Source organism: Actinoplanes ianthinogenes (assembly GCF_018324205.1).
GTDB lineage: Bacteria > Actinomycetota > Actinomycetes > Mycobacteriales > Micromonosporaceae > Actinoplanes > Actinoplanes ianthinogenes.
On sequence record NZ_AP023356.1, the window covers coordinates 7,354,552 to 7,377,229 of the forward strand.

Genomic DNA, 22,678 nt, shown 5'->3' on the forward strand with positions numbered 1-22,678 from the left:
AAGGCTCCGGTTCGGTGAATCAGGTCGATGACGATCCGGTCACGCCACAGGATGGCGGCGAGCGGGGAGCGGGCCGCGTCAGTCGGCGTCGGTGGTGAGCAGCGTGGCCAGCTGCCGCATGAGGCCGGGTCGCGCCCGGTAGTACACCCAGGAGCCCCGGCGTTCGGCGTCGACCAGGCCCGCCTCGCGCAGGGTTTTGAGGTGGTGGGAGATGGTCGGGCCGGACACCTCGAAGGCGGGCGTCAGGTCACACACGCAGGCCTCGCCGCCGGGCGCGGACGCGATCATCGACATCAGTTGCAGCCGGATCGGGTCGCCGAGCGCCTTGAACGCCGGCGCCAGCGCGGCCGCGGTCGGCGCGGGGATCCGGCTGGTCGCCAGCGGCGGGCAGCACGGCGTGTCCGTGGTGACGTCGGTGAGCCTGAGCGCCTCGCCTGATTTTGACATGCGTCTAGGTTGACATCTATCGAAACCGCGTGCAACTCTTCGTTTCGAACAACGTCGAATTCGACGGATGTCAAAACTGGATGGAGTATGCCGATGAGCGAGCACACGACCACCGCCACGACCCCGGCTCCCGGCGGTTGTTGCGGCAACCCGCCCCAGCCGGGCCTCGCGCTGCCCGAGGCGGCCGCCGAGGCCGGGTCCCCGTGTTGCGGCACCGCCGCCGAGGCGCGGCAGGAGGGTTCCTGCTGCGGGGCGGCGGCCAAGCAGGACGCGGTCGCTTCCGGCCAGGGCTGCTGCGGATGAGTGCCCTCGCCGGTTCGCTCGCGCGGGTTTCCCGTGAACGCCCGCCGGCTCACCGATGCCGGCGACCGCGTTCAAGCCACGACGACCGCCCTGACCCGCCCGGTCGTGACGACCGCATGGCTCGCCGTCATGACACCCGCTAAGCTTTCATCGTTGATCGGCGATGAACGATGATGGGTGTGGTGGCGCATGACCGAACTGCTCGACCGGCAGATCGCCGAGGAGTACGCCTCCTGGTTCCGCGCCCTGGCCGACCCGTCGCGGGTCCAGATCGTGGAGTACCTGGCTCGCCAGGCCCGCCCGATGCCGGTCGGCGAGATCGTCGCGGCCGTGGGCCTGGCCCAGTCGACCGTCTCCCAGCACCTCAAGATCCTGACCGAGGTGCGGTTCGTGCTGGTGGAACCGGTCGGCAACGCCCGCCACTACCGGATCAACACCCGCTGCATCGCCTGTTTCCCGTCCGCCGCCGACGTCGTGATGGGCAGACCCGCACCGCAGCCGACCGGAGGTTGCTCATGACCGTCCGGCCGATGCGCGCCGGTGACGCCCAGGCCGTCCTGGCGATCTTCCAGGCCGGCATCGACACCGGCCATGCCAGCTTCGAACCGGCCGCGCCCACGTGGGAGACCTTCACGGCGGCGAAGCTGCCCGATCATCGGTTCGTCGCCGTGGACGACACGGACACGGTGCTCGGCTGGGTCGCGGTCGCACCGGTCTCCGCCCGAGCCGTCTACGCCGGCGTCGTCGAACACTCCGTCTACGTCGACCCGGCGGCGCGAGGCCGTGGTGTCGGCCGAGCTCTGCTCCACCAGGTGATCGCCTCGACCGAGGCAGCCGGGATCTGGACGATCCAATCCGGGGTGTTCCCCGAGAACACCGCCAGCCTCGCCCTGCACGCAACGTGCGGGTTCCGCGTCGTCGGCGTCCGGGAACGCATCGGCCGGCACGCCGCCCACGGCAACCGGTGGCGCGACGTCGTCTTCATCGAACGCCGCAGCCCGCACCTCTGACCTTTCCCACCGCTGTCCTACAAGGAGTTCCACTGTGACCAGCGACCTTCCCGTCGTCGTCATCGGCGCCGGCCCCGTCGGTCTCGCCGCCGCGGCCCACCTCGCCGAGCGCGGCCTGCCGTTCCTCGTCCTGGAATCCGGCGACCACCCGGCCACCGCCGTCCGGGCCTGGGGACACGTGCGGCTGTTCTCGCCGTGGCGGTTCACCATCGACCCGGCCGCCGCCCGGCTGCTCGAGCACGCCGGCTGGGTGCGCCCCGACGACGACATCCTGCCCACCGGCGCCCAGCTCGCCGCCGACTACCTGCAACCCCTCGCCGACCTGCCCGAGCTCAAGCCGCACGTCCGCTACCGGGCACGGGTCGCCGCGGTCACCCGTCTCGGCCTCGACCGGGTCCGCAGCCTCGGCCGGGACAACACTCCCTACCTGATCCGCCTCACCGACGGCGACGACATCCTGGCCCAGGCCGTCATCGACGCCTCCGGCACCTGGGGCACCCCGAACGTGCTCGGCGCCTCCGGCATCCCCGCCCACGGCGAAACCGCTGCCGCCGGCTTCATCGAGTCCGCGCTGCCGGACGTGCTCGGCCGCGACCGGGAACGATTCGCCGGCAAGCACACCCTGGTCGTCGGCGCCGGCCACTCCGCCGCCACCACCCTGCTGGCCCTCGCCGAACTCGCCGGCCAGCACCCCGGCACCACGGTCAGCTGGGCGATCCGGCCCACCAGCCCGGCCCGCACCTACGGCGGTGCGGCCGCCGACGCCCTGCCCGCCCGCGGCGCCCTCGGCTCCCGCCTGCGCGAACACGTCGACAACGGCACCATCACCCTGCTCACCGGCTTCTCCATCGACCGGCTCACCACCGACGCGAACACCGTCACGCTCGCCGACGGCGACCGGTCGATCACCGTGGACCGCATCGTGTCGGCCACCGGGTTCCGCCCGGACCACACGATCACCGGCGAACTACGCCTGGACCTCGACCCGATCCTCGGCTCGACCCGCGCGCTCGCCCCGCTGATCGACCCGAACGAACACTCCTGCGGCACCGTCCCGCCGCACGGCGTCGACGAACTCACCCACCCCGAGCCGGGCTACTACGCCATCGGCGTCAAGTCCTACGGACGGGCGCCGACGTTCCTGCTCGCCACCGGATACGAACAGGCCCGCTCCGTGGCCGCCGCCCTCGCCGGCGACTGGGACGCGGCTCGCGACGTGCAACTCGACCTGCCCGAGACCGGCGTCTGCAACAGCAACCCGGTCGAAGGTGACGACATCATCGCCGCAGAAGGCGGCTGCTGCGGATCCGCCCCGGCCGCGCCCGTGCAGTTGATCGCCCTCGGCGACCGGCCCGCCGACGGACAAGCCGGCCCCTGCTGCTGAAACAACAGTGGACACCACCGACCCGCCGGCCGCCGATGGCGGCCGGCGGGTGTTCAGCGGCTGGTGGCTCGTCGCCACCTTCGCCATGACCCAGACCATCGGGTACGGCAGCCTCTACTACGCGTTCGCGGTCCTGCTGCACCCGATCGCCGCCGACCTGCACACCGGCCCGGCCGCGGTGACCGGGGCGCTCACCACGGCGATCCTCGTCCAGGCGGGTATGGCGATGCCGGTCGGGCGCTGGCTCGACCGGCACGGCGGCCGCGCCCTGATGACCGCCGGCAGCATCCTGGGCGCCGGCACGCTGGTCGCCTGGTCCCGGGTCCAAGCGGTCTGGCAGCTGTACCCGATCTTCGCCGGGCTCGGCGTCGCGATGGCGATGGCCCTCTACGAACCGGCCACCGCCGTGCTCGTCTCCTGGTTCGACACCGCCCGCCGCCCCCGGGCGATCCTCGGCATGATCGTCGTCGCCGGCTTCGCCAGCACCATCTTCATGCCGCTGACCGGCTGGCTCGACGACCGCCACGGCTGGCGCACCACCCTGCTCATCCTCGCGGCCGGGTACGCGGCCACCGCCGTCCCCGCGCACGCGCTGGTGGTGCGACGCCCACCGCACGTCACTCGCGCAACGCACCGAGCCGACCCGGCGCAACGCCGCATTCTGCTCCGAGCCGCGCGCGGCGACAGCCGGTTCTGGTGGCTGGCCGCCGCATTCGTCGCCCACGCCGCCGCGATGAGCACCATGACCGTGCACCTGGTCGGCTTCCTGACCAGCCGTGGGCACCCGGCCACCTTCGCCGCCACCATCGCCGGGCTGCTCGGCGTCCTGTCCGTCACCGGCCGGCTGCTGCTCACCGCCACCGGCCGCCGGCTACGCCTGCACCGGATCGTCGCCGCGGTGTTCGCGCTGCAAGCCGCCGCCGCGTTCAGCCTGCCCGCCATCGCCGCAACCCGGTACGGGGCGGTCCTCGGAGTGACCGCCTTCGGGCTCGGCTTCGGCATCGCCAGCCTCGCCACCCCGCACCTGCTCGCCGACCGCTACGGCACCACCGCCTACGCCAGCATCGCCGGCACCCTCGCCGCACTCGTCACCCTCGCCAAAGCCGGCGCACCCCTGGCCGCCGCCGGACTCCTCACCGCCTCCGGCAGCTACCGGGTTGTCCTGCTCGCCATCGGCGCCGCCTCAGCGGTTGCCGCCGCCGGCATTCTCACCCACGCGACCACCGCGCCACCGACGCACTTCGATACCACCCCCGCCAGTGCGGCCCAACCGGGCTGATCACGAGGGATTGCCGGGAGCATGAACGCCATCCACGGGCCTCGCACCCCAAGGAGGTCACCTGATTGATCCTGGCCGCTATTTCCCGGCCGGCGTGCCGGGTGACGTTGGAGGCTCTATGTCGGCGACCCTTCGCTCGATAATCGTCAGCTGTCCGACGCTCCATATAGGCCCGGCGTCGATCGGTTACGCTCGGTTGACGCCGCTGTGGGGCAGGTGCAAGGGGAAGGGACCGGCCGGATGAGCAGGATGGATCCGTCCGCGCTGCTGAGTGTCATCCGTGAGCTGAAGCAGACAGTCGGCGACGCGGCGCAGACCCAGCGTGAGGTGCTGGCCGTGACCGGTACCGCTACCTCCCCGGACGGCCTGATCACGGTGGTGGTCGGCCCGCGCGGGCAGCTGATCGACCTGCGGATCGATCCGCGGATCTACCGCCAGCCGAACGCGGGGGCGCTGGCTGCCACGATCATGGCGACGACGCGGGCCGCGGTGGAGAAGGCCGTCGAGAAGACCGCCGAGATCGTGGACGCGAAACTGCCCAAGGTCGACGACATCCTTCCGCCCGGCACAGAGCGGCCGTTCGACGTACGCACGCTGTTGCGTCATCACGACGGCGACCTGAAACGGGCCCTCGAATGATGCCCGGGGCGCACCACGCGATGAGCGTGCTGCATCCCGGACCGGCCGGCCTGCGCGTGCGGTACCGGCAGGGTGTCCTGATCGGCCCGCACGGCTTCCCCGACTGGGTGCTCTATGCCCGGACGCTGGTCGAGCTGCCACCGCCGATCGCCGAGCTGACCGCCGGCGAGCAGCGGGTCTTCGACGTGCTGGCGGCCAACCGGGTGATGCGCGGCGTTGACCCGCTGTGGCCGGCACCGGAGGCCACGCTGCCGGGCGCGACGCCGACGCCACCCGGCTGGTGCTGGGCACGGCTGCCGGTTGCCGGTGACAGCGCGGTCCGGCGGATCGCGCTGGTGCCGATCGAGCTGCACGCCGCCTTCCGGCACGGTGGCGGCACCCGCACGCTGCCGCCGAGCCGTTCGGGCCGCGGCCTGCCGACAGGTTCGCTCCCGGTGCGATGGATGGACGGGGATCCGGTTCCTGCGCCGCTGTTGGCCGAGGTCGAGACCCTTTTGGGGTACGCCCTGCCGGTCGCGTTCCGCCGTTTCCTGCTCGACGGCAACGGCGCCGGACCGGCTGAACCGGGCGTGCTCGCCGGCGTGGGGCTGGTCGCCGATCAGCCGATGTTCGGCCTCGGCCGCGACGACCCGTGCCAGGATCTGGGCTACGCCCCGCAGTGGCTTGCCGACCGGTTCACGCCCGAGTTCCTGCCGGTCGGGTTCGTCCAGGGCGGCCTGCTGGCGGTGCGCGTCGCCGGTCCGGACCTCGGCAGCGTGTGGTTCCTCGACGACGACGATCCGCGCGACGACGAGCGGCTCGGGCCGGAACAGATCTGCGCGCGGCTGCTGCAGCGCTGCGCCGACGACTGGGACGGGTTCCGGGCCGCGCTGCGCCGCCCGGCCGCGCTGCTGCTGGAGGTGACCGAGGACCTGGTCGCCGACGGCCTGGTCCGCCCGGTGCACGTCGAACTGGCCGGGGCGGCCCTGCCGGCCAGGCTGCGTACGGCCGGGCAGCCCGACCTGGGCAATCGTCGTGTCTCGATTGATGCGCTGCTGAGTTAGTTTGTCGGCGTGAGCTCGACAGGGTGGACGGCGGCGAACGACGCGGAGCGCCGCATGGCACGGGCGTGGGCGCAGGACGACGCCGACGCCTTCGCCGACGTGCTGCTGGCCTGTGACCTGTATCTGCCGGGCTTCCCGGATGCCGGGGAGGGCGGGCAGCGGCTGCTCACCCGGGAGCGCGACGGTGTGACTTATGTGCTGGTGTACACGTCGGTGGAGGCGCTGCGCGAGGCGACGGAGTACGTCACCGGCGGGTGGCGGCGGGTCACGTTCGCGGAGCTGGCCGGGGTGTGGCCGGAGGAGAGCTGGGGGCTGGCGGTCAGCCCGCACACCCCGATCGGGGCTTATCTCGGGCCCGCACAGGTGCGGGAACTGGCCGACGAGGTGGTCCCGGACCCGGCGTTCGAGCCGGCCGACGAGCGCGAGCGGGCGATGCGCGCCGCTCAGCAGGCCGGCGATGCCGAGGTCTATCTCGATCTGCTGGTCGTGTCGGACGTGCTGCTCCCGGTGACCGGGCCGGCCGTGCCGCGGGATCTCGAGCGGCCCGGGTTTCCGTGGCTGGTGCAGCGGTCGGGTGGGGATGCGACGATTCCGGTGTTCACCTCGCCGCGGCGGTTGCGGGATGCCTGGCCGGGACCGGAAGCGGTGCCGCCCGTGGTCCGGGTGCCGTTCGTGGTGCTGGCCCGGGCATGGCCGGAGGCGCGGTACCGGCTCGCGGTGAACCCGGGGTCGGCGATGGCGGCGGTGTTCACCGGTGCGCAGGTGCCGGACCTGGTGCGCTGGGCGCAGGAGATGGTGCTGCGCCACACGGCAGGCCCACAGCCGCGCCGGCCGTCCGCGGCGCCGCCACCGGCGGCCGCCTCTGCACAGATCGCTTCTCCGGAGCTCGCCTCGTTGCCCGGCGCGGCTTCGCCGGCGGTGGTGGGGGCTCAGATGCGGCGGGTGCAGGTGGTGATCGGGTCGGATGTGGCGGAGCGCTTGCTGACCGTCGGCGGTGACCGAGTGAGCGGCCCGGTGCGGCCGGCCGAGCCGGGCATCGCCGGCGACGGCTATCTGGTGCGCTGGCACGAGGAGTCCACAGGGCCTGCCGAGCGGCCGGTGACCGACCTGCCGCTGCCGCACGGCGCCCAGCTGGTGCGCCTGATCGCGGGCCAGGAGCTGGTGGTCGGCACCTACGACCGCGAGGTGGGTTACTGGCGGCCCTCGCTGATCGACGTGCTTCGCGGCGAGACCTCATGACATCTGTCATGGATGGCTCGGTCTGTCGTGTGGGGAGGATGAGAGTTCGGTGACGGGGAGGGGGCACGTCGATGAGTGAGTACCTGAGCTTGCCGCAGGGCCCGGCGGCCGCCGCCCAGGTGGGCACCAAGCTGCAGGCCGAGGCGCAGGACTTCAAAGAGAAGGCGCAGCGGGTGCTTGCCGACATCCAGGCCTTGGATCAGAAACGGCCGTGGGGCGGCGACGAGGCCGGCAAGGCGTTCGAGCAGCAGTACCACAAGCCGATGGGGGAGGCCGGCACGCTCGCGCAGGCCTTGCAGGACCGCCTCGACACGGCCGGCGACATGCTCGACAAGCTGGGCGGCAACGTGGTGCAGGCGATGACCCAGTACGACGTCAGCGACCAGGCCGGCGCGACCGACATCGCGGGCGCCGTGTGACGCCGGTGGACATCCGGATCTGATGGCCGGCAGCAACGGATTCGGCTCCTGGTTCGACACCGTTCTCGACGAGTTCCTGGAGTTCTTCCGCGAGTGCGAGCAGTGGGTGCCGATCGTCGGGCCGGTCCTGGAGATGCTCGTCGACATCCCCGAGGGTCGCGAGCTGGAGCTGTACGACCTGGCGGACGCCTACGGGCAGGCCGCCGACGTGCATCGGGACCACGCCGAGCAGGTCCGGATCCTGCTGAGCGAGATGTTCGACACCTGGCGGGGTGACGGCGGGGCGCAGAAGACCCAGGAGACGCTGCAAAAATATCTGGAGCAGCTGAACGCGGACGCGGAGTCGTACGCGCAGATGCAGCAGATGGTGCAGGGCGCGGCGCTGAGTGTCGAAGCCGCGAAGATGATGGACGTCGTCAACCTGATCATGCTGGCGATGGCGACCATCGAGGTGATCATGACGATCATCGAGTCGTTCGGGTTGTCGGCCATCGGCGAGGGCATCGCGATCGCGACCTGCCGCCAGGCGATCAAGACGGCGCTCAAGGAGCTGGTCGAGAAGCTGATCGGGCAGGGCTTCAAGGGCGCCGTGAAGGCGATCATGAAGGCCGGGCTGAAGCGGGGCCTGCAGTTCGTCAAGTTCACCGTCGGCACCAAGCTCGGCATCATGGGGATCCAGGCCGCTGAGGGCCACGACCCGATGTCGCATTTCGATCCGATCGAGTTCGCCGGTGAGGTGGTCGACTCGTTCGTCGTCGGGTTCATCGGGGGTCCGCTGTCGATCGGCGGGCACAACCCGCTCACCGAGGGCGCCGCGATGGCGCTGGGCCAGCTCGGCGACAACTACCTGCGGCTGTACCGCAACGACCTGTTCGACGCGATGAACCTGACCCAGTGGGCCCAGGACCATGGTCTCTACGTGGACCGCAACAACTTCGACCCGCTCGACGGGGTCGCCACCGCCGGGCTGTTCGGTGGTGTGCTCGGCGCCAAGGGGATGCGCGAGGGGATGCGGAACGCGCGGGCGGACGTGCGGCTCGGGCTCGGCGAGAAGAACGCGCTGGGCGAGCCGGGCAAGCTCGGCGCGCCCGAGGTGGCGCCTCGGGCTGCGGGAGAGACCGGGTCACGGTCCGCTTCTGATCAGCGTACGGGTGTCGAAGGGTCGCCGGAGACCGTCGGTTCCGAGCGTCCTGCGGCGGACCAGCAGGCCCGTGGCGGCACGGAGCAGCGCGCGGCCGCCGAGCCGGGCCGGCAGTCCGAGCCGGCCGCCGCCGACCAGCGGTCCGAGGCCGGCGGGGCGGAACAGCGGTCCGAGCCGGCCCGAGTCGAGCAGCGAGCTGAGGCCGGCGGGACGGAACAGCGGTCTGAGCCGGGCGGAACCGAGCAGCGGTCTGAGCCGGGCGGAACCGAGCAGCGGTCCGAGCCGGGCGGAACCGAGCAGCGGTCCGAGTCCGGCGGGGCGGATCAGCGGTCCGAGCCGACCCGAGCCGAGCAGCGATCGGAGCCCCACCAATCGGAGCAGCGGTCCGAGCCGAGCCGAGCGGATCAGCGGACCGAGTCGACCGGGGGCGAGCAGCGGTCCGGCGCGGGCGAGCCGGCGCGGGCCGATTCCGGGCAGACGAGTGGGGCGCCCGAGCGAGCGTCGTCCGCGCAGGAGGCGGCGAGCGGATCGGAACGCGGCGACCAGCACCAGGCGGCCGAGCCGACCCGCAACGGCACCGAGCGCGGCCCGACCGGCAGCCCGGAGCGGACCGCCGAGCCGGGCGGCGCGGGTGACCCGGCCCGGGAGAGCACACCCGCCGCCGGCCGGGAGCCGCCGGTGACGACCGGGGCGCGCGCCGAAAGCCTGGTCACGGCGGGGGCGCCGGCCGAGACGGGCTTCTCGACGCACGGACAGCACGGCGAGGCCGGCGGCCCGCGGATCCTGGAACAGACCGGGCAATCCGCTCCCGGCCACCCGGCTGCAGCCGAACCGGTCGGGGCGCGGTCCGGCGTACCGGAAAGCGGGTTTTCGGGCCGGGAGCCCGCGCGCTCTGGCGTACCGGAAAGCGGGTTTTCGGGCCGGGAGCCCGCGCGCTCTGGCGTACCGGACATGGGATTTTCTCGTGGCGGCGAACCCGGACGGACCGACCTGCCGGCCAACCGCCCTCCGGAGGGCCCGTCGGGCGAAGCCCGCGGTGACAGTGCCGGCAGCGACTCGCGCGGTGGCGGCTCGGATCGGCCCGCGCGTGACAACGGTCCGGGCCGGGAGCCGTCCGACGGCCGGACGCACGAGCGCGGTGAGCGGCCGCCGGATCGCACGGAGAACCAGGACGGACCGCGGCGCCGGTCGCCGGAGGGGGAGCAGCGGCGCTGGCGGGACTACTCGGAGCGCCTCCGTCGCTGGGCGGAGACCCGGCCCGGTGAGCAGGTGGCGACGGAGCGGGCGCTGGCACGCCGGTTCGGGCCGGGGGAGGGCGGCTCGCCGCGGCTGACGCCGGAGCAGGTGCAGCGGATCCTGGACCGGCCGGCCGAGCAGCTCGACGCGACCGGGCAGCGGTTCAAGCAACTGGTGGAGGAGAACTTCACCGACCCCGCCTTCCGGGACGGGCAGGAGATCCGGCGCCCGTCCTCGCCCGACGACATCGCCGCCCGTCTCGGCGAACTGAGCACCTCGCGCCCGCCGAGCCTGACCGATCGCCTGCTGCACCTCGACAAACTGCGCGACGCGCTCCCGGACCTGCGGCGTAGCGTTCCGGAGCCGGAGCTGATCCACTCCGAGCACGTGATCGGCGGCGAGTATCACGGCTTCGGCCGGCCGGCGGACACCGTGACGGTCGGCCGGGAGATGCGGGAATCCGTGCCCGAGGTGCTCGACCGGGTCTTCAAGGGCGTCGAGTTCCGCCGGCCGGAGGGCGGCGGGCCCGACGTGCTGCGCGCCGGGGAGGGCCGCGACGTCAAGGTCGACTTCGGCGCCGAGTCGATGGACCGCAAGCATGTCGGCACGTCCAAGCAGCCCCGAGGCGGTGACGTCTGGCAGGTGCGGGCCAACTCCGGCACCCGGCCCGAGCACGTCTCCACGGTGACCAGCCACGAGGTGGCCGAGATCCTGCAGACCGAGCGGCTGCGCGCGGCCGGCGAGCCGATCCCGAAGAAGAACATGCTGAACCTCAAAGACACCGGCGCGCGGGAGCTGAGCCCGGACGACCACGGCCGGATCGCCGAGCTGCTCGACTGGCACGAGCGGTCGGTGGCCGGTGAGCCCGGCGCCGGTGACCGGCTCGGCGAACTGGTCGACCACCTCGGGCTGCGCGGTGACGGCCCACGCGCTGTCGCGGGCCGGGAGGCCGTCACCGATCTGCTCGACAACCCGGCCGCGCACCAGTTCAACGACGCCGCCGCAGGCCGGCTCAGCGGCCTGCTCAAGGGCGACCTTCCGGCGGCGCCGGAACCCCGGACGTTCACCGAGGAGGATCTGCGCGCCATCCCTGAGGACTTGGCGAAACGCCTCGGCATCGAGGTGCGGCCGCCGAACCTGCTGGAGGGCAAGGTTCTGCAGATGGAGGCCCACCAGCAGACCCTCCAGAAGATCCGCCTGCACGTCGAGGGCGATCCGGTGAACACCTTCCGCGGCGAGAACGGACAGCTGCAGACGCACGGTCCGGACGGGCGGACCGGGTTCGCCGCCAACGATCCGTTCCGCAAGCCGGAAGGCTGGGACGTCGTCAACAGCAAACAGCAGCTGGCGGACTTCCAGCACGATGCCGGCCATGCCAAGCAGATCGGCGACGAGACCACGGCCTATGAGGGGCACGCCGCCGACCTGGGCACCGCGGCCGCCGAACGGGCGACCCGGATACAGGACGTCAACTCGGTGCTCGACGTGATCGGGCCGCGTTCCACGCTACCGGCGGAGCGCTTGGCGCCCATCACCGAAGGAGACCTCACCTCGAACAACCTGGACGCCACCCTGGACCGGCTGCGGAGCATCGCCGCCGAGCATCCCGAACTGCGCCCGCACCTCGGGCCCCTGGAGCAGTCCGCCAAGGCGTGGTCGACGGCGCACTACGACCGTGGGATGGCCTCCAACCGCGTCGGCATGATCGCAGGACGCGAGTTCGCCATGCGGGAGTTCGGCATCTCCGAAAGGGACCTGACCGGCGGGGTCCTCGACAAGCCGAGATCCGGCGAGCTCGACATCTGGGGCCTGGGCCGCAATCAGCACGGCGATCCCACCCTGGTTGTCGTCGAGGCCAAGGGTGGCGGCGCCGGCACCGGAGGGCGCGAACACCTGCAACAGGGCAGCGGGCCGTACCTGGAACGGGTCATGCAGCTCGACCCGAAGTTCCAGGAGTTCCTGCGCGCCCACCCGCAGACCGCCGAGCAGATCCGGTCGGGCCAGATCAAGGTCGAGTACTACCTGGTGAGTCAGGGGCACGCGGTGAACGGCGTGGTGCCGGACGCCCAGGTGTACCGGTTCACCTTCGACGGGGTCGACCCGCGCAACATCTTCGATCCCCGCAACATCGACGCGCCCTGAGCCGGGCAAACCGGCCGTTAGGGTGGTTCCGAGCACGAGCGATGGAGGCTGGTAGTGACGCAGTGGCGAGCCCTCGACGAGGAGGCCGTGGTGCGGGAGGCGCGGACCCTGCTGTCGGCCGAACCGTGGCTTCAGTCCGCTCCCGTGCCGGAGGCGGCGGCGGCCCTCGGCTGGACGGTGACCTTCTTCGACCCGGAGTGGCCGGACATGGGCGCGTTCCTGGACACCGGACAGGGGCTGGGCCCGAGGAGCGCCTCCTTCCGTACCGATGCCGAAGCCCGCGTCACGTCGATCCTGATGAGCATCAGCGAGAGCGTCGAGGGCGGCGGGCCCGAGGCCGAGACGTTCAAGCAGGACGTCTTCGCCGACGCGTCGGCCGCGCTCACCGGAGCGTTCGGGCGGCCGACCCGGCCGATGCCGGGCGAGAAGCCGCAACTGTGGTGGGAACGGCCCGCGACCTGGTTCGGCCTGATCACGAAGCACGACGGGATCGCCCTGCAGTTGACGCCCGAAGAGCTGATGCGGGGCCCGTGGCAATGACCGGTCTCGACTGGCAGACGTTCCGGGACGGGTTGGCCGTCAGCGTCGCGTCGCTGCCCGACGGCGCCATGCTCATGGTCGGTGACCAGGTGCGGACGGCCTGCTTCGTGCAGTTCTTCCTGGACCACGACAAGATCCTCGCCGAGGTGGCGAGCGGGTGGGATCAGTGGGATCGCGCGAACCTGACGCAGGAGGAGTCGGCGGCGCTGGAACGGATCGGCTGGCCACCGCCGGCTCGGGATCCCAGCCGCAACCATGGTCTGACGTTGGCGTGGCCGGCCCGCTCGGCGGAGTATCGCCGGGTCGCGGACATGTCGGTGGCCGCGCTGCGCGACGTCTTCGAGATCCCGTCACCGGAGTCGCTGTGCTACAAGTCGTTCGTGAGCCCCAGCGGCGATGCTGTTCCGATGCCCCGGCTCGGCATCCCGTTCCGCGCCGATTGGCGGGCATGAGCTGAGCGACAGCTCCATGCCCTGCGATCGGCTGTAGCCGCCTCGATCTGACGGCGCCCGCCGGGCCGGGCTCAGCCGGCCGGCCAGTCCCGGAAGGCTGCCAGCAGCCGGTCGCGAGTGTCCGCCGGCAGGCTCTGCTCGGGCAGGTGGCCCAGGGCGGCGACGGTGGTGCGGATCTGTTCCAGGTAGCGGTCGCAGCCGTCGCACTCGGCGAGGTGCTCGACGAACCGCCGGTCGTCGGCCGGTTCGAGGGCACCGTCGAGATAGGCGGTGACCAGCTCCACGAACTCGTCGCAGTTCACGACATCGCCTCCTCGGCCCAGCGCCGTTCCAGGGCGGCCCGCAGCGCGGCCCGCCCGCGGTGCAGCAGTACCCGCTGGTTGGCCGCGCTGATCGACAGCAGGTCGCAGACCTCGTCGCTACTGTGCCCGGTTACGTCGCGCAGGGTGACCACCACCCGCTGGCGAGCGGGCAGGCCGGCCAGCGCCGCCGCCAGCTCCCGGCGGGTCTCGGCGGCGACGGCGCCCTCTTCCGGGGACGGCCAGGCGGGTGGCGAGCTGCGCCAATGTCCCGGGTACGGGTCGTCGGACCCGCGGAACCGGGCGGGGTCGACGGTGGGGTCGCGGTCGTCGCCGGTCGGTACCAGGCGCGCGTCCCGTACGCCCCGGGTCTTGGCCTTGTTCACCAGGATCCGGTAGACCCAGGTGCGCAGGGACGAGCGCGCCTCGAACCGGTCGATGCCGCGCAGCACGCCCAGCCAGGCTTCCTGCACCACGTCGTGGGCGGTGTGGTCGTCGGCCACGAACGCACGGGCCGCGCGCAGCATGCCCGGCGACCAGGCGTCGATCAGGGCGGCGAACATGGTCTCGTCCCGGGCGCGCAGCCGCGCCACGACGACCGGATCACCGGGCAGTTCGACCACGACTGCACTCTACGGTGACCTCCGGTCAAGCGCCCCAGGGGTCGTCGATGAGCAGGCCCCAGGTGCCGTCCGCCCGGCGCCGCATGACATCGGCGCTGGTGCCACGCAGATGCAGCGGCGAGCCGTCGGGTCCGGTGCCCTCGAGGGTCCAGGCGTTGAGCACGGTGGCCACTCCGCCGGCTTCGACGACCTTGCGGATGTCCGGGGTCAAGGTGGGGCGCAGGGCGGCGAACCCGGCGAGCGCCGCCCGGATCTGCTCGAGGCCGTACACCGGTGCGGCGCCGGGCTGGGCGATGAACGCGGCGTCCGGCTCGTACAGGGCGACGGCGTCGTCGATGCGCCCATCGTGCAGGGCGGCGGCGAACTCGGTGATGACGTCAGCGGGTGTGGTGAGCATGGGCATGACGGTCTCGTTTCAGCGGTATTCGGGGTTGGGGAAGTCGAAGCGGCAGCCGGCGTCCCACTCGCTGCGCTGGTTGCCGTGGGCCGGGATGCCGCCGGCGTCCTTGAGCATCCGGGCCACGTGCAGCAGGTTCCAGGTCATGAAGGTGGTGTTGCGGTTGGTGAAGTCGTTCAGCGGGCCGCCCGAGCCCGGGTCGAGGTAGGACGGGCCGGGCCCGGCCTCGCCGATCCAGCCGGCGTCGGCCTGCGGTGGAATCGTGTAGCCCAGGTGCTGCAGGCTGTAGAGGACGTTCTGGGCGCAGTGTTTGACGCCGTCCTCGTTGCCGGTGATCAGGCAGCCGCCGACCCGGCCGTAGTAGGCGTACTGGCCGGCGTCGTTGAGCAGGTGCGAGCAGGCGTACAGCCGCTCGATGACCTTCTTGGTGATCGACGAGTTGTCGCCGAGCCAGATGGGACCGGCGACGACCAGGATGTCGGCCGGCAGGACGTGGTCGTGGTACAGCGCCGGCCAGGCGTCGGAGGTCCAGCCGTGCTCGGTCATGTCCGGCCAGACGCCGGTGGCGATGTCGTGGTCGATGGCCCGTATCACCTCGACCTGCACGCCGTTCTTCTCCATGATCGTTCGGGAGAGGTCGATCAGCCCGCCGGTGTGGGTCAGCTCCGGAGACCGTTTCAGGGTGCAGTTGATGAACAGGGCGCGCAGGTCGTCGTAGCGGGTCTCGGGCATCGCTCCTCCTTGGTCGATGTCTTGTAGTCCCGCGTCGTGCCCCGAGCGTTACACCTGATTTCTGGAGAGTTCGTGAGTGGCTTTCGAGAGGTGACAACCGGCGTTTCGCTTGCGGCGGTTCCGCGCGTTCACTAGCTTATTGATAATGAAAATCGCTTTCACTGGCAAGGGTGGCAGTGGGAAGAGCACCGTTGCCACGCTGTTCGTGGCTCACCTGCGGGCCGCCGGCCATCGCGTCCTAGCGGTCGACGCCGACGTGAACGTGCACCTCGCACCCCTGCTCGGCGTCACCGCGCACAGCCGCGGCGCCCTGTCGCATCCGGACAACGTCACCGCCCTGCGGAGCCATCTGATCGGCGACAACACGCTCATCGGCGGGGTGCAGCGGTTCGTGGCGACCACGCCGCCGGGCCCCGGATCCCGGCCGGTCACCCTGGACCCCGGCGACCCGGTGCTGGCCGCGCACGCCGTCGCTCTGGACGAGCGCACCCACGTGATGCACGTCGGCACGTACGAGCCCGAGGAGATCGGTGCCGGCTGCTACCACGGGCACCTGGCGATCCTGGAGAACCTGCTGTCGCACCTGCGGACCCTCGATGGCGACTGGGTGGTCTGCGACATGGTGGCCGGCACCGATGCGTTCGCCAACTCCCTGCACGCGCAGTTCGACGCCATCGTGGTGGTCGTCGAGCCGACGCCGGAGTCGGTCACGGTGGCCCGCCGCTACCGGGAGCTGGCGGCCGCGGCCGGAGTTGCCGACCTGCTGGTTTTCGTCGGCAACAAGGTGGCCGACGAGATCGATCGGGACTACCTGCGGCGGGAGCTCGGGACCGAGCCGCTCACGGTGCTGACCGCACAGGCCGGCCTGCGCCGGGCCCGGCAGCTGGGTGTCTGCCCGAGCCTCACGGACCTCGACGACGCGACGCCGCTGCGGCGCGTCGCCGAGCACGTCCGGCCGGTCGATCCCCGACGGCGACGGGCGCTGCTGCGCGACCTGCACCTGAAGACCGCAGGCAAGGATTGGGTACGGAATGCGTACGGTGATGTCAGCGATCAGCTGGAACCGGTGACTGTCTGAGCGCAGCGGTGTCCGCTGCCGTTTCGATCAACGGTTCCGGTGTATCCGCGGATAGCGGGACGGGCCCGCGGCATGCCGCGGGCCCGTCCGTAGGGGAGGGAAACTAGCTGACGGCGCCGATCTCGACGGAGCCGTGTCCGATGATGGCGCCCTGGTCGGTGACCACGGTCATCCGGCCGAACAGCTTGCGGCCGTTCTGCGGTGCGGCGGTGGCGGTGATCGATCCGGTCACCGTGGCGGACTGGCCGGCGCCCAGTGTCACCGGGTTCGCCGGCACGGTGAGCGAGCCGAGAGATCCGCTGTAGTAGACGTCGAGGTAGTCGTAGGCCGTGCTGCCGCTGGGCACGGCATAGCCGTCGACCACGACCGTGTACGTGCCGGCCGCCGGCTTGGCGATCGACACGGCCTCCTCGGAGTCACCGTCCGCTTGGGAGGCGACGACGGCGCCGTTGAGCAGGACCTTGAGGTCGAGGTCCGCACCCGGGTCGCTCGCGTTGCCGATGGATACGTCAAGCCGGTCGGCACCCGCGGGAACCGCCACCTGGTACTGCTGTGACGCTCCGTTGGCGATGGTCGGCCGGGAGCTGGCCGAACTGCCCAGCGGGCCGCCCTGCGGAACGACCGTGACCGGCCCGAACCGGTTCGTAACGGTCCAGCTCACCGGCGCCGCCTGGCCCGCCGTGATCGACGGCAGCTGCACGGTCTCCGGCTCGACGGTGACGCCCTGCACCCGTGCGGTCAGCCGGAACGGGTTGTTCAGCACCGGTGAGGTACGCCGGGACTCGACCTCGAGCTCCCACACACCCGGGATCGGGTTGGCGTACGAGCGTTCGGACGGCTTGCACGGCGAACTGTCCGACGGGTCGGAGTAGTTGGTGTAGCAGTTCGGCGTGGACGTCGGGTCGACCGGGACACCCCACGGGTTGATCGCGATCCAGCGGGTCTGCGATCCGGTCGCGATGCCCGACAGGTTCACCTGCAGCGCCGCCGCCCCGTCCGGCACGGTGACGAAGTACGACGTGGTGGAGTTGCGCTCGACGGTGCCTTCGACGTCGACCGCGTACGACGGCTGGCGCGCCGCCGTGGGGGCGACGACCGCGTTCATGACCTCGAAGTCGACCGTGCTGGTCGCCGGGTCGTCGACGCGCAGGCTCGCACTGTTGAGGCCGTCCCGGGCGGTCACGGTGACCGGGATGGTGACGGCCTTGTTCAACGGCAGCGAAACGCTGCTCGCCGAACGGAACGCCTTGTCACCCACCCAGGTCAGCTTGTGCTTGATGGCACGGTCCGGCCCCGACGTACGGGTGATCTGGACGTTGTAGACCCGGCGGGTGCCGGCAGCCTGACCGCCGGCACCGACCGCACAGCGGTTGTAGATGCCGGTGCCGCGTCCGGGGGTGGCCAGCGCGTCGGAGAACGGCGAGCAGACCGGGGCGGATGAGGTGTAACGGCGGGTCTCCACCTTCTTCGACAGCAGCGCCCAGGCGCCGTTGACGTCCATCAGCCCGTTGCCCTGGCCGACGACCGGGACGTTCTTGATCGGGTCGGCGGAGGTGTAGAGCGCGCGGCGCAGTTGCGCCGGGGTGATCCCGCGGTCAGTGGCGAAACCGGCCGACAGCAGCAGGGCCGCGCCGCCGGTGGCCTGGGGCGAGGCCATCGAGGTGCCGTTGAACATGGCCAGCCCGATCGGCAGGGTGTAGCCCGCCTCGGCAAGGTCCGGCTCCTTGATCCAGGTGTTGACCGTGGAGATGGCCGAGCCCGGAGCAGCGATGTTGGGTTTGAACCCGCCGTCCTCGCGCGGGCCGCGCGACGAGAACGGGAACAGAGCCATGTCCTTGCGCACTACGGAGCCGTAGTTCGCCAGCCAGGTCTGCTTGCTGACGCTGGCCGCCACGCTGACCACGTCGCCGGCGACCGACGGGTCACCGATGGTGTTCACGCCCGGCCCGGAGTTGCCGGCCGAGATGAACATCTGCACGCCGTAGTCGTTGATCAGACGGTCGTAGAGTTCCGCGCGGGCGTTGTTGCCGTCGTTGAGCGCGGGCAGCCCGCCGATCGACATGTTGACCACGTCGACGCCGCGGTTGACGACCAGGTCGACCATGCCGGTGGTCAGCGCGGCCGCGGTGCAGCCACCGCCCCACGAGCAGGCACGGGCGGAGACGATCTTGGCGCCGGGTGCCTGGCCGTCGAAGTTGGGGTTGCCGAGCATGTCGTTGGCGGCGGTGATGCCGGCCACGTGGGTGCCGTGGGTGCTCTCCGGGATGCCGATGTTGACGAAGTCGGCCACCCGGTCCAGACCGGCCGGGCTCAGGTCGACGTCCTCACGGAATTCCACGACGAACGGGATGCGCTCGGCGATCGGGGTGGCCGGGTTGTCGACGCCGAAGTGGCCGACGTCGAACTTCTCCTTGTACGGCCGCATCACGGCGTCGTCGGTGAAGTCGAGGTTCTGGTTGGTGTCGACCCGGATGTCGTGGCTGGCCGGGTCGTAGAGGATGCCGAAGACGTCGGTGGTGTCACCGTCGCGGTTGACGTCACCCGCCGGGTCGCTGCCCTTGGTGATCGCTTCGGAGAAGGTGTTGAACAGGTAGGTGCCGGCGGGGAGCTTGTAGGTGCTCGGCGGTGCGCTGAGCATGGGCCGCCAGGTCTGGTCGTTCTCCAGCAGCGGGTCGGTCGCGGTGACCCAGTCGACGATCTTGCGTTCGCCGGTCGACGTCGTCTTCAGCGCCGGGTTCTCCAGATCCACTCCGGAGTCCATGATGCCGATCGTGACGCCGCGGCCGTCCCAGGTGGGGTGCTTGCGCTTGAACTCCACCGAGCCGATGTCAGCGGTCGGCATGTACGGGTTGGCGGCCGGGGTGCTCGCGCCGGGGCCGGGCAGGGTGGCGGCCTGCGCGGCGGCGGCCCGCGTGGTGCGATCGGCGGCCGGGTCGGGCAGCTTGATCGTCTCGTCGAGGTCGATGGCGGCCACACCGGGCAGCTTCGCCGTCTTGACGACCTTGCCGGTCGGCACCTGTGCGAGGACGTATCCGACCTTGTCGAAGCGGCGGGCGACGGTTCCGCCGAGCTGCTCGACCTGTCCGGCCACGTCGTCGGCCTGCCCGGCATCGGTCGCGATGATGACGGTGACCTTGGGCTTGCCGCTGGCCACGGCCTGGTTCAGCAGATCGCTGTCGTGCGCGCCGAGCCCGGTGGCGTCGGTCTTGGGGCCGTCGCCGGGTTCGGTGACAGGCGCGGGAGCGGCCGGTTCGGCTCGGGCCGGCGTGGGTGCGCCGAGAACGGCGATACCGACTGCGGAGACGGCGGCGAGCAGCCGCCGGCTCCGGGTGAAGCGGTGTCTCACGGGTGGGTCCTCCGCGGGGTCGGCGCCCGCAAAGGGTGGCGGGCGCATCCAGCGGATCTTCTCCATAGAGTTACTTCGCAGTCACTGGCGTCGATTCAATCGTGATCGGGCTGTGACGTGCATAAATGACCATGTGTTCGCTCATCCTCTTCCGGTGCGGTGAACTCGGCGCCAGCGGTGGCCGTAGCTAGTCCGTGACGGCGCAGTTCGCGCCGTTGCTTGCCGCGGGCTTTGTGCCGGTGGGCGGCTTGGAGGGGAGAGTTCGTGCATCGAAGCGTCTTGTCGGCCCGTCGAGGGGTGGCCCATCGGGCGCTGGTGGCGCTGGTGGCGGCGGTGACCTTGGCCGCCTGCGCACCGACGACGCCTGGCGCTGAGCCGTCGGGGGTCACGGCGGCAACGGGATCACCAGGCGCGCGGCGCGAGCCGTCCGCGAACCGCGGTGACACCGACCCGGAGTGCACGAAGGCGACCAAGGTCTCGATCGACGAGGAACACTCCGGCAACAAGGACACCTTCGCGTTCAGCCCGCGCGAGGTGACTGTCCGGCGCGGCGGCTTCCTCGCTGTCACGAACAAGTCCGGTGTAGTGCATACCTTGGTCACGACGCCCGACGCCCGGATCGTCACAAGCGTGATCGACCTGAAGGAGCGCCAGGTCATCCAGTTCAGCAGGTCAGGGACCTTCACAGTGCAGAGCGCGGACGCGGCTCATCGTGCGGATCTGCGCGTGCGCGTGTCGGGTGAGAGCGGGTGCGGTACGCCCAAGGCCACGCTGACCATCACCGGCCGATCGTCGTTTCGGCCGGCGAAGATCTCCGTGGCAGCCACCCAGAATTTCACCGTGGTGAACGAGTCGGGAACGGCGCAGACGGTCATGTGCACCCCCGATCCGGGCGGGAACCGGGACAACGCGCGGCTGGACAAGGGCGAAGCCCAGATTCTCGCCATCGATCGGCCGGGCCGCTACGTCTGTGCCAGCACTCAGCACCCGCAGGCAAAGGCCACGATCACGGTCACCGGCGGATGACTCCAGCCAGGGCTGGCCCGCGGCGGCGACCTCGATCAGCCGTTGGTTGACACCCTCGCCTCGTAGCCGCTGACCAGACCGTGGAGCTTGTCAGCGAGAACGGCCAGGTCGTCGCAGGCGTGCTGGGTGACGCCGGCGGCGGACTGGGTCTGTTCGGTTGCGGCTCGCAGGTCGGCGGTATTGCCGGCGATCAGTTGGGAGCCGCCGGCCGCCTCGGCGAGGCTGCGGCTGATCTCCGCGGTGGTGGCGGTCTGCTCCTCCACCGCGGAGGCGATCGTGGTCTGCGAGTCGCTGATCCGTTCGATGATCGAGCTGATATCGCTGATCGCCGCGACGACGGCGGCGGTGTCGGCTTGGATGGTGTCCATCCGGCTGGTGATGTCGCCGGTGGCGCGCGCGGTCTCCTGGGCGAGGTCTTTCACCTCGCTGGCCACGACGGCGAAGCCTTTTCCGGCCTCGCCGGCGCGGGCTGCCTCGATGGTGGCGTTGAGGGCCAGCAGGTTGGTCTGCTCTGCGATCCCGTTGATCAGCGTGACCACACCGCTGATCTCGGCGGAGCTCTCGCCGAGCCGGTGGACTGTTCGCCGGGTGGATTCGGCCACGTTCACGGCGGAGGACGCCACCTCGGCGGCCTGGGCCGCGTTCTGCGAGATCTCATTGATCGACGCAGTCATCTGCTCGACGCCGGCCGAGACGGTCGCCACGTTGAGTGACACTTCGTCGGCAACGGCGGAGACGTTGCCGGTGCGATCGGTTGCCGTGCTGCTCGAGGTGAGCAGGTCACCGCTGGTCCCGGTGAGGCGCTGCGCCGCTTCACGCAACTCGTCGGCACTGGCGCGGACGGCCAGCACCAGACTGCGGATCTGCTCGAACAGCGCGTTGAAGCCGTCGGTCAGTTCCCGCAGCTCATTGGTGCCCCCCGCGGCGAGGGTGAAGTCGAGGTTCTTCGGGTCTCGGGCGCGCAGCGCGGTGGCGTAACGCACGATGGTGCTGCCGATCAGTCGATGGATGAGGCCCAGCACGGCGATGATCCCGCACACCATGATCACGATCAGCACGAGGAGGATGGTTACGAGGCGGTGCGTCTCGGCGGCTGCCACGCTGACCTGACGCTGCGCGTTCGCCTGCAGTTGTCTCTGAAAGTCGCCGACCGGGGTGGTGATCAGGGCTTTGTCGTGGGCGTACTGGTTGTCGGACATGATCCGCGCGGCGAGGGCCATCTTGGCCGGTGCGGACAGTGCCGCGTCGGACGCTTTCAAATGGAAGGCGGCGACCGGGGCGGGCATGGCGGCCGGGGCGACGCCCTGCGCTTCCAGGACCAGCCGCATCGCCCGCGTCTCGGTGTTGACCAGGGCGTCAGAGTTCTGTTTCGCGGTGGCGAGCAAGTCGAAGAGGGCTGCCGGCATGCCGAGCGACTTCAGCTCAGCGATGACCCGGTCCCGCGTCTTGGTCTGGTTGATCTCGTTCCAGTACGTGTCCAAGTGCTGTTTCTCGCCGGTGACCGCGTACATGCGGGCTTCATTGGTCAGCAGGTCGGAGGCGGCGCCGAGGTCCAGGGCGAGCTGCTTGTACCGGGTTTGCCGCTCGTAGGCGGCACGCTCCGTGGACATCGCCCGGTCGGTCGCCAGGGCGGTATAGCCGAGCAACGCCGCCAGCACCGCCAGGACCGCCGCTGTGCCCCAGGTCAGAGTCGATTGCTTCAACGAAAGCCCAGTACGCCGCACGACAAACCATCCTTTCCGCCGCAGCGTACGAAAGCGGCTGCGGCGGACCTCCCTTTCAGCGATAACGGCCGCACTCAACCGGGCAGGTGTTAGTGTTCCGCGGTCGCGGGCACCGGAAGCTGGCGGGTTACGGCCCCGCCGACCCGATTCCCTGTTTTCGTTCCTCGACCGCCCCGGGC

21 protein-coding genes are annotated in these 22,678 nt (G+C 71.0%); 14 read left to right on the forward strand and 7 right to left on the reverse strand.

Annotation, left to right across the window (positions count from 1 at the left end):
• Window positions 1–78: 78 nt before the first annotated feature.
• The gene (locus tag Aiant_RS33310) at window positions 79–447 is read right to left on the reverse strand and encodes an ArsR/SmtB family transcription factor (RefSeq protein WP_189332916.1); all 369 of its coding nucleotides are present in this window, start codon (window positions 445–447) and stop codon (window positions 79–81) included.
• A 93-nt stretch (window positions 448–540) separates the two neighbouring features.
• Between Aiant_RS33310 and Aiant_RS33315 the strand changes: the two genes are divergently transcribed.
• The 12 genes from Aiant_RS33315 to Aiant_RS33370 all read left to right on the forward strand — a co-directional run bounded on the left by Aiant_RS33315 (window position 541) and on the right by Aiant_RS33370 (window position 13,274).
• Window positions 541–750 (forward strand): hypothetical protein, encoded by a 210-nt coding sequence (locus tag Aiant_RS33315; protein ID WP_189332917.1) that lies wholly within the window; start codon window positions 541–543, stop codon window positions 748–750.
• Window positions 751–939: 189 nt separating this feature from the next.
• A complete protein-coding gene (locus Aiant_RS33320; protein ID WP_189332918.1) occupies window positions 940–1,269 on the forward strand; it encodes an ArsR/SmtB family transcription factor in 330 nt (109 codons plus the stop codon).
• On the forward strand, window positions 1,266–1,760 hold the full coding sequence (locus Aiant_RS33325) for a GNAT family N-acetyltransferase (RefSeq protein ID WP_229830587.1): 495 nt from the start codon (window positions 1,266–1,268) through the stop codon (window positions 1,758–1,760). Before Aiant_RS33320 ends, Aiant_RS33325 begins: the two co-directional genes overlap by 4 nt.
• Before the next feature lie 34 nt (window positions 1,761–1,794).
• On the forward strand, window positions 1,795–3,144 hold the full coding sequence (locus Aiant_RS33330; protein WP_189332919.1) for an NAD(P)-binding domain-containing protein: 1,350 nt from the start codon (window positions 1,795–1,797) through the stop codon (window positions 3,142–3,144).
• A 7-nt stretch (window positions 3,145–3,151) separates the two neighbouring features.
• The gene (locus Aiant_RS33335; protein WP_229830589.1) at window positions 3,152–4,423 is read left to right on the forward strand and encodes an MFS transporter; all 1,272 of its coding nucleotides are present in this window, start codon (window positions 3,152–3,154) and stop codon (window positions 4,421–4,423) included.
• A gap of 240 nt (window positions 4,424–4,663) precedes the next feature.
• Window positions 4,664–5,062 (forward strand): YbaB/EbfC family nucleoid-associated protein, encoded by a 399-nt coding sequence (locus Aiant_RS33340; RefSeq protein WP_189332920.1) that lies wholly within the window; start codon window positions 4,664–4,666, stop codon window positions 5,060–5,062.
• A 20-nt stretch (window positions 5,063–5,082) separates the two neighbouring features.
• Complete coding sequence (locus Aiant_RS33345) at window positions 5,083–6,105, forward strand: SMI1/KNR4 family protein (RefSeq protein ID WP_229830591.1); 1,023 nt, start codon at window positions 5,083–5,085, stop codon at window positions 6,103–6,105.
• Between the two features lie 9 nt (window positions 6,106–6,114).
• The gene (locus Aiant_RS33350) at window positions 6,115–7,344 is read left to right on the forward strand and encodes an SseB family protein (RefSeq protein WP_229830593.1); all 1,230 of its coding nucleotides are present in this window, start codon (window positions 6,115–6,117) and stop codon (window positions 7,342–7,344) included.
• Between the two features lie 71 nt (window positions 7,345–7,415).
• The gene (locus Aiant_RS33355) at window positions 7,416–7,763 is read left to right on the forward strand and encodes a hypothetical protein (protein ID WP_189332922.1); all 348 of its coding nucleotides are present in this window, start codon (window positions 7,416–7,418) and stop codon (window positions 7,761–7,763) included.
• Between the two features lie 22 nt (window positions 7,764–7,785).
• On the forward strand, window positions 7,786–12,282 hold the full coding sequence (locus Aiant_RS33360) for a WXG100-like domain-containing protein (protein ID WP_189332923.1): 4,497 nt from the start codon (window positions 7,786–7,788) through the stop codon (window positions 12,280–12,282).
• 54 nt (window positions 12,283–12,336) lie between these two features.
• On the forward strand, window positions 12,337–12,822 hold the full coding sequence (locus Aiant_RS33365; protein WP_189332924.1) for a DUF6301 family protein: 486 nt from the start codon (window positions 12,337–12,339) through the stop codon (window positions 12,820–12,822).
• Window positions 12,819–13,274 carry a TY-Chap domain-containing protein gene (locus tag Aiant_RS33370; protein WP_189333136.1) on the forward strand — a complete coding sequence of 152 codons (456 nt, stop codon included), beginning with the start codon at window positions 12,819–12,821 and terminating at the stop codon, window positions 13,272–13,274. The genes Aiant_RS33365 and Aiant_RS33370 overlap by 4 nt, the downstream gene beginning before the upstream one ends.
• A gap of 71 nt (window positions 13,275–13,345) precedes the next feature.
• Here the strand turns inward: Aiant_RS33370 and Aiant_RS33375 are convergent, their stop codons facing one another.
• The 4 genes from Aiant_RS33375 to Aiant_RS33390 are packed head-to-tail and all read right to left on the reverse strand — an operon-like array spanning window position 13,346 to window position 15,325.
• On the reverse strand, window positions 13,346–13,576 hold the full coding sequence (locus tag Aiant_RS33375; RefSeq protein WP_189332925.1) for an anti-sigma factor family protein: 231 nt from the start codon (window positions 13,574–13,576) through the stop codon (window positions 13,346–13,348).
• Window positions 13,573–14,196: an RNA polymerase sigma factor gene (locus Aiant_RS33380; protein WP_229830594.1), complete on the reverse strand. Its 624-nt coding sequence runs from the start codon at window positions 14,194–14,196 to the stop codon at window positions 13,573–13,575. The genes Aiant_RS33375 and Aiant_RS33380 overlap by 4 nt, the downstream gene beginning before the upstream one ends.
• 25 nt (window positions 14,197–14,221) lie before the next feature.
• Window positions 14,222–14,599: a YybH family protein gene (locus Aiant_RS33385; RefSeq protein WP_189332926.1), complete on the reverse strand. Its 378-nt coding sequence runs from the start codon at window positions 14,597–14,599 to the stop codon at window positions 14,222–14,224.
• Between the two features lie 12 nt (window positions 14,600–14,611).
• Complete coding sequence (locus Aiant_RS33390) at window positions 14,612–15,325, reverse strand: flavodoxin family protein (RefSeq protein ID WP_189332927.1); 714 nt, start codon at window positions 15,323–15,325, stop codon at window positions 14,612–14,614.
• A gap of 145 nt (window positions 15,326–15,470) precedes the next feature.
• Between Aiant_RS33390 and Aiant_RS33395 the strand changes: the two genes are divergently transcribed.
• The gene (locus Aiant_RS33395) at window positions 15,471–16,403 is read left to right on the forward strand and encodes an ATP-binding protein (RefSeq protein WP_189332928.1); all 933 of its coding nucleotides are present in this window, start codon (window positions 15,471–15,473) and stop codon (window positions 16,401–16,403) included.
• A gap of 103 nt (window positions 16,404–16,506) precedes the next feature.
• Here Aiant_RS33395 and Aiant_RS33400 read toward each other — a convergent pair whose 3' ends face one another.
• Window positions 16,507–19,797, reverse strand: coding sequence for a S8 family serine peptidase (locus tag Aiant_RS33400; protein ID WP_189333138.1), 3,291 nt, complete (start codon window positions 19,795–19,797; stop codon window positions 16,507–16,509).
• 216 nt (window positions 19,798–20,013) lie between these two features.
• Here Aiant_RS33400 and Aiant_RS33405 point away from each other — a divergent pair, with 216 nt between their 5' ends.
• Window positions 20,014–20,775 (forward strand): cupredoxin domain-containing protein, encoded by a 762-nt coding sequence (locus Aiant_RS33405; protein ID WP_189332929.1) that lies wholly within the window; start codon window positions 20,014–20,016, stop codon window positions 20,773–20,775.
• A gap of 35 nt (window positions 20,776–20,810) precedes the next feature.
• Here Aiant_RS33405 and Aiant_RS33410 read toward each other — a convergent pair whose 3' ends face one another.
• Window positions 20,811–22,577, reverse strand: a complete 1,767-nt coding sequence (locus Aiant_RS33410; RefSeq protein WP_229830596.1) for a methyl-accepting chemotaxis protein — start codon at window positions 22,575–22,577, stop codon at window positions 20,811–20,813.
• Window positions 22,578–22,678: the final 101 nt, after the last annotated feature.